Annotated in this window: 2 protein-coding genes; both read right to left on the bottom strand. The window is 44.2% G+C overall.

Annotation, left to right across the window (positions count from 1 at the left end; all coding sequences use genetic code 11):
- The coding region (locus Q8W40_RS27650; RefSeq protein ID WP_305402054.1) for a VCBS domain-containing protein at positions 1–3257 on the bottom strand (3257 nt) is incomplete at its 3' end.
- 784 nt (positions 3258–4041) lie between these two features.
- Positions 4042–11967 carry a VCBS domain-containing protein gene (locus Q8W40_RS27645; protein ID WP_305402055.1) on the bottom strand — a complete coding sequence of 2642 codons (7926 nt, stop codon included), beginning with the start codon at positions 11965–11967 and terminating at the stop codon, positions 4042–4044.
- Positions 11968–11982: the final 15 nt, after the last annotated feature.

Genomic DNA, 11982 nt, shown 5'->3' with positions numbered 1-11982 from the left:
CTGCCGTCTTCGGCAACCGTCACTTCGTCATTCACCGCGTCTACCGCATCGTCTTCCGACGTCACGGTCACTTTCACAGTTGTAGGTTCGCTATCTAGCTTTCCATCTGTAGTTGCATACGTAATCGTGGCTTCGCCATTGAAGTTTTCGGCTGGGGTGAATACGATTTTCCCATCTACAATTTCAACTGTTCCTTGATTCGCTGGAACTGACGCCTCTTTGATGGATAAAGGGTTGTCTTCTGCGTCGGTATCGTTAGCCAATACATCTATGGTTACTGAATTGTCTTCTAGCGTTGTAGCAGTATCTGCGGTAGCAATTGGGGCATCGTTTGTGCCTTCAATTGTAATCTTGACTGTTGTTGGAGTGCCGTCTTCGGTGAATACATTGAAGATATGGGTTACAGATTCCCCTTCATCAAGGTGATCGTATGCACTGCTTGATTTGAATTGCCACTCACCACTTTTATGAATGTATAACGTTCCAATATCACTTTCGATAGTATTGGCTTTGAATGTGTTATCCGCACCGTCTACATCGGTGTGCGTTAACGTGCCGCTCGTTCTTACAATACCATCGGTTTCTGTTAATGTTTTAGTAGCAGATGTGACTTCAGCAGCGTCATTTGTACCAGTAATCGTTACCGTCACATCAACAATAGTTGTTGCACCTTGAGAATCTTTTACTTCAATTTGATAAGTCTCATTGTGCTTATAACCTTCCGGTAGCTTATCTGCGCCTTCAGTGTCTGTGATAACGAACGTATAGCTGCCGTCGGCACGCATTTCAAAATCACCCAAACTTGTGTCTGGTTGAGAAAGAACAGTGAAAGTATGGCTGTCGTTTGCATCAGCATCGTTTACTGTCAGTCGCTTTACAGTTTTTGATGTGTCACCTTCAAGTATCCAAATATGTGTTTGCAAATCCACGGAAGGAGCGTCGTTAGTACCTTGGATATTAATATCGATGGTCGATTTCGTTCCATCTTCCGTTTCTACAATAAACTGTTCCGTAACTTGGTCATCCGCCCCAAGCTCATCCAATGCTGTATGAGATTCGAAATTCCAAGTACCGTCTGCTTGAAGCGTCAAGACACCATATGTGCCACTAATAGTCGTCGCTTTAAATGTGTTGTCATTACCATCTGGATCAGTACTTTCAAGTTGACCATTTGCAGTAAGAACGGAATCAGACTCTGTCAAATTTGCTACATCGGCAGTCACATCAGCTGGATCGTTGCTACCTATAACGGTAATGGTAAGCGAAGTCGTTGTACTACCACCTGCATCATCTTCAACAGTAACTGGTACCGTGATAACGAGTTCTTGCCCTTCTTTTAGTTCATCATATTCGCTTGCGTCGAAGGTATATGTGCCATCTGAATTAAGCGTTAGCCCTTTCACTACTTCGTTAGTTGTAAATGTTAACGATTTGTCAGCAGGAAGATCGATATCCGACGCTTCAATTTGTCCACTAACCGTCGCATCTTCATTGACTGACGCCGTTTCTGCCGTTGCTGTAGGATCATCATTAACAGCGGTAACACCAACATTCACAGTTATCGTGTCTGTTCCACCATTACCGTCACTTACGATTACAGTGAAACTATCGTTACCATTGTAATTTTCGTTAGGTGTATATGACCAATTTCCGTCAGCATCTACGGTTAGCGTGCCGTTAGAGGGTTCTGTGCCTTTTGCAAAAGTTAGCTCATCACCATCGGCATCTGTCGCCGTAAGTCTTCCGCCAACCTGCGTGTCTTCATTTGTCGACACACTTAAAGAGTCACCAAGTGGATTCCCATTTTCATCCGCGATGACCGGGTTATCATTGATATTTTCGCCAGTAACGGAGTCTGTCCCTTCCGCTGAAACATTACCTGACGCATCTGTAACTGTGGCATTTACAGTAAGAGTTTCATTTTCACCAGGAGCCGGGTATGAGACGGTAATAAACCCAACATCAATTTGTTCTTGGTTGATGATAATATTGGGTTGCCCAGTGATTTTTAGCGTATCGCCGACTTTGACGCCTTCAGGAAGGGTAACTCTAACGTCTACTGTCCCATCGTTTTCATCAGATGTTAGGATTCCATCATCATTCGTATCATCCAATATTTGAACAATAGGTGCCCCCGTCGGTGTATTATCTTCAGTAACAACGCTATCGGTACCTTCCCCTGACCTGTTACCAGCTTGGTCGGTCACTGTCGCTGTAACATTTAATGATTCACCGTCTTCTGGGCGGTCGTACTCGAAAGAAATTGAGCCGTTATTGATCATCTCTTGGGTGATAATAGTGTCAGGTTGCCCCGTAACAGAAAGCACATCACCAGCTTCCGCATCAGATGGAATACTAACCGTAACAGTGACTTGCCCTTCTAGTTCATTATCAGCTAGTAAACCGTCATCATTGAGATCGTCTTCAATCGTTACAACGGGGGTCGAAGGAGGCGTTGTATCAAGGTCAAAAGTGACAGGCGAACTGGTTGAAGTAGAATCACCATTCGGCTTAACAACTTCAGCGGTAACCGTGTAATCACCGTCTGTTGTCAAATCCGTTGCTGGGATAGTCACAACTATTGGGGAGAAGCCATCCCAATTATCAGGAACAGGAAATTCTATAAAGACGGAATCACCTGTTGGTCTTGATACTTCAAGGAAGATTGTATCTTCAATTGTTGTACCTGCAGGTACCGTTACAAGAACATCAACACCATCTTGTGCTTCTTCAGCGTTAACTGAGTTTGCTGCTTCTGGAATGGATAATGAAGGGGCACCTTCTGGGCTAGGCTCTGTAGTAAGTAAAATTCTGTAGGATTCTAGTAATGTAAGACTTTGCGTTCGAGACAGCCCCTGGCTTTCTAGGCTACCTGTATCAAAAGACGTTTCAGCGATAGATTGGGCACCTACTCGCTCAATTTCTCCTGAAGTTGTTAAGCTCGAACCAGAAGCAGCTGTACCTGCAGCTGCAGCAAATTCATCACCCAATTGAGTTGGGTCATCGCCACTTTCCAACGCAGCAAAAATATCTTGGATATCTTCATCAAGCTCCAGTTCATTCAAGTTCTGATCATTATCAACAATACTTGCTTTTGGAGAGGTTTGTTCTTGAACATCGTCTGATGCAAAAACCACTTCACCTGGAAGTAATGGTGTTCCTTTTGGAACAACTCGAATGTTGCCCTCTTGATCGATAACAATTAATTGATTGATACCTGCGATCGCTGATGACAAAAGAGATTGAATAGAATCCATGCTAACCCCAAAGTTATTCGTTTCGTTGCATCATTACGTGCCAGAATGTATGACGCATTAGATTTTTATTAGTTAATCTAATAATTTACCACCTATATGGAACTAACTCCACAAAACCCATTAGTTGATTGAATATCTCTTTACAGTCCCTGCGCACTTTATGAGCCAGCTCTCAAAGTTGATAACCTATAAATTACATTTCCAATAAAATTAAACAATTTGAAATTAAATTGATGATTAAACAACCAAATTTTCATCAAAAGTTTATTTTCTAGAAAAATTAATTCCAACCCTGAAATGTTTTGAAAGAGCTATATTGACAAGTATATCGGTAGAAACCCGTTTTTGTTTGATATTCGCAGGACTGAGTAAATAATTATTTATTAAAACTTCTCATATTAGAGACTATTTTCTCACTTATGGATCATTATGTAATTTTCTTGCTTAAGAGCTACTATAAATTTCCAACGCCAATCCATCTCTTTGATTGATAAATGCTTTTTCACCAACCGAAATTAATAAAGTTTCTCATAAATAAGTCAATTTCTGTCTATGTCTTTCGATCGAACCATAATGATTAAAGATTTGTGTAATCATAAAGTAATCTTAAGTAAGAAACGAAATACCACTTTCACTTATCAACCTGTAATTGGGAAAAGTACTAGATAAGCATTAAGAAAATCTAAGAGAGTATCTTATATGTACAAGTGGGTTTAGTTGTTGAATTAGCAAAAATAAAAAAGGGCTGGAGAATTCCAGCCCATTTAAAATAAAGAAGTTTAGATTAGTCCCACTTAAAAGCGTTTTGATTCATAAGTTCGTTTACTATTTCACTTGAGGTTGAAGTTAACGACAACCCGTAATCACCAGCGTTTCCTATAACAACGTCGATAGCCTGAGTCATTCCGGCCTCAGGTGTTACAACAAGCTCTAGAGTCGAGCTATCACTAGAAACAGAAGCGGAAATATGACCAAGCAGTGTAGAAAGGTCGCTGCCATCTACTGAATCAGGCAAGATGTCCCTTAAGTCCATCTTATCGCCGATACTGGTATCGGTTGACAACGTAAAATCGGTAATCTGATCATGGTTTGAGGCACTATCTGTTTCTCCTTTGTACCAGATAAACAAATCATTCCCACTGCCGCCAGTTAAAATATCATTCCCACTGCCGCCCACGAGAATATCTGAACCGCTATCACCATCAAGTATGTCATCTCCAGACAAACCAAATAAGCTGTCAGATAGGATTCCACCACCGATAGTATTAGCGCTACTGTCGCCTATATTATCGCTTACGACCAAGCTTCCGTTATCCAGCAAACGTTCAATTTTTTCTTCAGAAGATAAGCTATTTGGAGAGGCATGATCCAGTAATTCACTCAGTCCAACATTTTCTAATTCAATGGTTTGAATTACACCACTAACATCACTTATGGTAAGTACACTGCTACCAGAGCTCTCTGAGAGAGCAATATTGGATGCTAACGTAGAAAAACCTAGCAAGTTATCTGCTTCGACAATTGCGCTAATATCCAACTGGTCATTGTTAGCATCGAACTCTCGAACTATGTCGTGTCCCGATGGTGAACTTAATGAGCCAGGCTGCCATACAAAAGAGTCTTGAGAAGCAACGCCACTCCCTTTCGGATCACCATAAATAACTTCATCTTTATCGGTTGCGATGAGTATGTCATTTCCCGTAGTAATAGAGCCACTGAACAGCGCACCATTAACCGTTACAGTCACTGTTTCAGTAGAAATACCACCATGTGAATCTTCCACTTCAACTGTGAAGGTTTCCGTTTTTGTCACGCCACTTATAAGGTCAGAAGCATTGGGCTTGGTTTCGTCAATAACGTAAGACCACATTCCAGACTGATCGATACTGAGGTTGCCATACGTTCCGTTCGGATCAGATACAGACCAAAGTAGAGAAGTATTGTTTGAATCGGGATCTGACGCTGTGAGGCTTCCAGATGCTAACGCTGTAAACCCAAGTGTTGTTGTGCCAGCAACATTCACAGCAGTAACCGTTGGTGCATCGTTTTTACCAGATACTGTAATAACGACATTTTGGTTAGTTACACCGCCATTTCCATCAGATACTTGCACAGTAAAGGTTTCAGTATCTGTCTCACCTTCTCCTAATGCATCGCTGCCAAGCAACGCATTATTAACGGTGTACTCCCACTCACCTGTAGACGCATTAAGGGTTATCTCGCCGTATTGACCAGTAGAGCTACCAACTAGCGACCAAGCGTGCGTATCCATTAAATCTTTGTCTGATACGTTCAAGTCTCCTGTGATACTTGACGCTGAGTCTTGAGAGATTCCACCCGATACGCCACCGGTAATCGATGGTGTATCGTTACTTCCTTCTACATCGATTGTTACTGTCTTTGTTACCGTTTCAGTACCATCAAAAACACTGATCTGGAAGGTATCTTGTTCTGTCTGTCCAGCAGCCAAATTTTGTACTGCATCCGAACCATTCGCTAGCGTGTATGTCCATACGCCATTAGCATCAACAGTAATAGAACCATACGTGCCCGTATCACTACCACTCACACTCCAAGTATGTGTGTCGTTCACATCTACATCACTCACGTTCAGATCACCTGTCGCGCTTGACGTTCCGTCTTCGGATGTACTGCCTGTCAGTGGACCACTCACGATTGGAGTATCGTTGGTTCCCTTAACAGTGATTGAAACAGTCTGCGTATCACTCTCGTTATGTTGATCAGACACTTTAACCTGATACTCAATAACAATTTCTTCTCCTGCACCCAGCTCTTGAATGTCTGAATGGCTATTGTCTAAATCAAACGTCCATTCTCCGCTCTGGTCGATAGACATACTCCCGTATGGAGAGTTGTCATTCAGCACCTCCCAAATATGGGAATCAGGAGTATCTAAGACATCTGGGTCACCGGAGTTGAGCTGACCAGTCACCGTTATTGCAGATTCTTCTTGCGCGGTTGCGTCAGTGTCTGACGGCAGGTTACCCACAATAACTGGGGCATCATTTTCACCATTGATGGTGATATTGATGGTCATGGTATCAGTACCGCCGAATTTGTCGGTAACGGTCACAACCGCTGTATCTACAATTGAAGAGCCTTTGCCTAAGCTATTCACAGTTGCGTTGTTGCTGTCGACAACGTACTCCCACACGCCTGTAGTAGGGTTAACTGTCATTGTCCCGTATGATGATGCAGTGGTTACGCTGTAACTCGCAGTATCTGCTTCATCGACGTCTGCTGTTACCAAACTTCCAGATGCTGTAGTGATTGCCGTTTCCGCAACAACGCCGGTTGCATCACCAGAAATGACAGGGTCGTCATTCGTCCCCGTAATAGTCACAGTCACAGTTTCACGAGTGGTCACGCCAAAGCTGTCGACCGCTGTTACCACGAAGGTTTCCGTTACAGATGAATCCGGCGAAAGCTTCTCGACATGAGGTTGCCCGTTATATAAGTTGTAAACCCAGTTTCCGGCAGCATCAATCTCGAATGTTCCGTACGTCCCTTGAAGTGCATTACCTCCTTCTTTAGGCATAAAGGAAGCTGAATCATCAGAATTGGATTCCGTCGCATCCAATTTTCCTGAAGCTGGCCTGCTACTGTTTTCTTCTGCCATTCCAGATACATCGCCAGAAATTACCGGAGCGTCATTGGAACCCGTAACGGTAATTGTGATCGCTTCCGAAGACTCAAGCCCTAGCGCATCTCGAACAATGACATCAAAAGTTTCTGTAAGCGTGTCTGTTTGCCCTAAGTTTTGAACCGTCGCATTACTTTGATCTAGCTGATATTCATAACTTCCGGTCACGGCGTTAAGAACCAGCTTCCCGTAAGATCCCTGCTCTTCATCAGCTGCTGTCTCATTCGGCAGTCGCCACTCATGTACATCACCAACGTCAGGGTCGCCAGAATTAAGCGATCCAGCAACTTTACCGTCGTCATCAGTATTCGCAATACTACTTGTCAGTTCACCCGTTATGTTTGGTGAGTCATTAGTGCCCGTAATATCAATTTCAACTTGAAGCTTTATTGGATTACCACTTGCGTCAACGGTAGTCTTTCCATATTCATCGACGACAACGACTTCGAAAGTTTCGGTAAGCTTTGCACCTTCTTTTAGTTGATTAACAGCCGTGTTTGAACTGTTGAGGTTATAGCTCCAGTTCCCTGATGAATCGAGAGTTAATGTACCGTATTGACCTTCACCCGTTGGTAAATGCCATGTTCCTGTACCGAGCCCTGCCGGCACGGTAAGCGTTCCTGAATCCGTTTCCGTTGTTTCTTCAACAACTTGTGCCGTTTCTATAACTGGGTTGGTTACTTCAACGTGATCAGCGCTCCCCACTACATCAATCGTAATAGTTTGGGTACCTGAGTCGTTGGATTCTCCTGAAGAGTCTGTCACTTTTACAGTAAACGTCTCTTGAACAACTTGCCCAGGCTCCAATGCTTGAACCAGAGGATCATTGTTATTTAAAACATAGTGCCATTTACCGGTTGCTGGATTGAGCTCCAACGTGCCGTATGTACCTTCAAGCTTGTTATCAGGTTCGGCAGTGCCGCCACTATTAATTAAGCTCCAAGTATGCGAGTCCGCGACATCAGGGTCACTGGCTATTAGCTGACCAGACTCAGAAGTAAGAGAGTCTTCAGTCACAGAGCCAGAGATATCTCCGACAATGTCTGGCTGATCGTTGTTTGGTGAGCCACCATCTCCAACTGGCGGAAAGCCAGAACCTTGCACTTTAATAACAATTGGGAAAGGTGCCGACAAACCATCGTCTAGATCTTTCGCTTGGACATAAAATACGTCATCGGCAGTGGCGTTTGTTGCAGGCATTGTTTTTCCTGCATCTAGAGTGTAAATCCATTCACCAGTTGCTGAGTCGATACTTAAAGTTCCGTAGGTCCCATCGCCGTCTACAACCGTCCATTCCTTAACATCGTCAAGAGAATCAACATCAGTGGCAACAACCATACCTTTTGCGGATTCAGACTTCGTTGCAGTGACCGTGCCATCATCATCGCCAGTCACTACTGGCAAATCATTGGTTCCTTTGACGGTTATAGTGAGATCTTTACTCACAATCGCACCAAATTCGTCTTCAGCAAGTACGGTAAATGTTTCTACATAAGTATCGTCCTGACGCAAGCCTTGAACTTGCGGAGAATCATTGTTGATCAAATACTCCCATTGACCATTTTCATCAACAGTCAGCGTACCTAAATTACCCGTAAACGTAGCGGCAGCAAACTTAACTGTATCGACAGTATCCGTGTCAGTCCCATCAGCAACATCAATATCAATTTCCTGTACATCAAGATTTCCGGTCAACGAGACACTTGCACCTGAACCACTATCTTCGGTATACGTTGCGGCAACATCGCCGATAATTTCTGGCTCATCATTGGTCCCAGCAATCGTAATGGTCAGCGTTTTCTCTACTTTTTCTCCCGCATCATCTTCGACAAAGACCGTAAACGTCTCCGTCAAACTTGTGGTTGGTGAAAGCTGCTGAATGGCGGTTGAATTGGCATCATTTAGGGTATAACTCCACTGTCCTGTTGTTGGATTTACAACAAGTACGCCGTATGTTCCTTCTCCAGCGTTAGGGGGACCTGATATACCAAACTCTGCACCATCATCTTTATCTGGATCCCCTGATTGAAGCTGACCGAAAACAGCGGTTGATCCATCTTCTGTGATCGTTTTAGACAATTGGCTACCTGAGAGTGTTGGTGCGTCATTGGTGCCTGTAATGGTTATCTCTACTTGAGATTCACTTTGTTGACCAAAGCTATCTGTCGATCGCACTGTAAACGTATCGGTTGCGGTGTCGCCTTCGTCCAATTGGTTAACTGATTTAGATGAATCATTGAGAGTAAACGTCCATTGACCATTACCATCAATAGAAAGAGAACCATAGCTGCCAGATGGGTCTACAACGACCCAAGTATGTGTATCACTCCCATCTGGGTCGCCAGACTCTAATGTGCCTGTCGTGGTATTAGGTGTTGGTGGCGTGCCTGTGCCAGCAAGCTCTTTTATGCTGCCAGTATCATCGCCGATAATACTAGGATCTGTATTGGTCCCCACCACATTGATGGTGATTTCTTGCGTGGTTTTTCCTAAATTACCATCGTCCACTTCAACTGTGAATGTATCCTGAGCAATTTCACCCGCGTCTAATTTAAGCGTCGCGTCTTTGGTTGAATCAAGTTGGTATGTCCACTTTCCAGTATTTTCGTCAATGGCGAGCGTCCCGAATGTGCCCACCGGAGCCAAGACTTTCCAAGTGTGAGTATCTGTTGTATCGATATCAAGTGCGGTAAGCTGCCCTTCCGCTTCTTGCTGACCAGCAGTCGCTTCAATCACAGTTCCTGAAGTTTTACCTGTTATCGACGGATCGTCGTTGCTACCTTGAATGGTAATAACGAGGTTCTTTTCCGTTTTCTCTCCATGACTATCCGTTACAGTTACTCGATAGGTATCCGTTAACGTTTCACCAACGGCAAGCGCCTGTACTCGGCTATTTGAATTTGTTAGCGCGTAATCCCAATTACCACCGGAATTCATCGTCAATTCACCAAACAGCCCTTTAGGGTTCAATACAGCAAACGTGTGAGTGTCATCGGCATCTGGGTCACCATCGAGCAATATACCCGATGTGGTCACTTGAGTATCTTCCGTCACCGTACCTGCCAAGTCACCGTCTAGAGCCGGAACATCGTTCGTTCCTTCAATCGTCACCACTACCTTTTTCGTGGTGGAAGCCCCTTCACCGTCAGTAACTTTCACCCAATATTCTTCCCGAACAGTGTCACCTGCATCGAGATGATCGGCTTTGTCATTATCGAGAGTGAATGTCCACCATCCGTAGGCATTAATACTGAACTCGCCTAAGCTAGCAGGATGATACTGGGTCACTTCCCAAGTATGAGTATCGTTTTGGTCGGCATCACCAGGTTTTAATTTCTTGGATACGGATAGCGTTCCGTCTTCTGTTACCGTACCCACTCTTGAACCTGTCATACGTGGGATATCATTTGTACCCGTAACTTCAATGGTAATTTGTTTGGTATCGACTCCACCATTACCATCGTTCACGGTTACAGTGAAGAAATCATGTTCTTCCTGTCCTTCAAGCAGTCGTTGCACTCTTTTACTGCTGTTATTTAGGGTATACGTCCAGTCTCCATTTGCATCAATAGAAATAGAACCGTAATTACCCACACCAGCATTACTCACCGTCCAAGTGTGAGTATCCATCACATCGGCATCGGCCACATCCAGCGAACCTGTTGTGGTTAGCGTAGTGTCTTCTTTAACGTCTCCAGACTGTGTACCTGAAATAAATGGCTGATCGTTGTCCCCCGTTATGGTGATCACAACGTCTTGAGTAATGACGCCATTGTAGTCATCGGTAATTTCAACGGTGAACGTGTGCGTGACTTCCTGACCTTCAGCCAAAGCTTGCGCAGCGATATTGTTTATGTCGAATTCCCATTCACCGGTCGCAGCGTCGATTTTAAATGTACCGTAGGTTTGAGTATCGCTACCGAGCAATTTAAACTCTGTGCTATCAGGCACATCAGGGTCCTGAATCGCTATCGTGCCTGTTGCTTTTTGAAGTGACGCGTTATCTTCTTCAACATCACCCGTTGTGCCACCGGTTACAGACGGTAGATCGTTGCTACCAACCACTGAAACTTCGATGGTTTTAGAAACGGTTCCACCTTTCCCATCACTCAAAGTAACAGTGAAAGTTTCCGTTTCTTTCTGATTCTCATGCAGGCTGTTTGATTTCACGGCATCCAACACATACTGCCAGTTGCCGTTGTTGTCGATGGTTAGGTTCCCATATGTTCCCGTTCCACCACCACTAACCGTCCATGTGTGTACGTCAATGGTGTCAACATCTGTAAAACTGATGGCACCGGTAGCGGTCGTTTGAGTGTCTTCGGTGACTGTATCTGAAAACTTACCACCCGTTACTACAGGAGCATCATTGGTTCCCGTGATGGTCACCGTTATATCTTGGGTATCTGTCGCACTTCCATCGCTTACTTGAACGGTAAAGGTTTCGGTAACGACTTGCCCTTTTGCCAATGCTTGAACGGAACCGAGTGAATTATTGATTTGAAAAGTCCATTCCCCAGTAGCAGAATCAACGCCAAAATGACCAAATTGAGATGGATGAGTACTAACGTCAGACCAAGTTAAATCCGTATTAGGTGAGGGATCGTTATCAGGGTCGGACGCGACCAATTGCCCCGTAGCAAGACCGCTGCCTACTGTATCTTCTACAACAGATCCTGTCACATCCACCGTCGAATCAATGACAGGTGCATCGTTGGTGCCTTTTATACCGATCAAGACCTCTACCGTCGTTTCGCCGCCATCTTCATCCGTCACTTTGACTTGATAGGTTTCAAACAGTTTCTGACCTTCTTTAAGGTAGTCCGCTTTGCCGGGGATCAATTCAAACGTCCAAACCCCTTCGGCATTTATTTTGAAAATACCTACACTGTCTGCCGGTGCGGTCCCGCCCACTACGGCAAACGTATGATTGTCGTTATCCAAATCCTGTACGACAAGATTCTTCACAATGCGCGTTGTACTGTCTTCTTGGGTCCAACCGCCTAAACGTTCTTCTACAACAGGTAAGTCATTCGTACCTTGAATGGTGATTTCAACCGA

Origin of the sequence: Vibrio penaeicida (assembly GCF_030689305.1) — a bacterium.
In the GTDB taxonomy this organism is placed as follows: domain Bacteria; phylum Pseudomonadota; class Gammaproteobacteria; order Enterobacterales; family Vibrionaceae; genus Vibrio; species Vibrio penaeicida_B.
The sequence above is the reverse complement of the archived record's forward strand: the minus strand, read 5'-3'. Positions and strand labels throughout refer to the sequence as shown.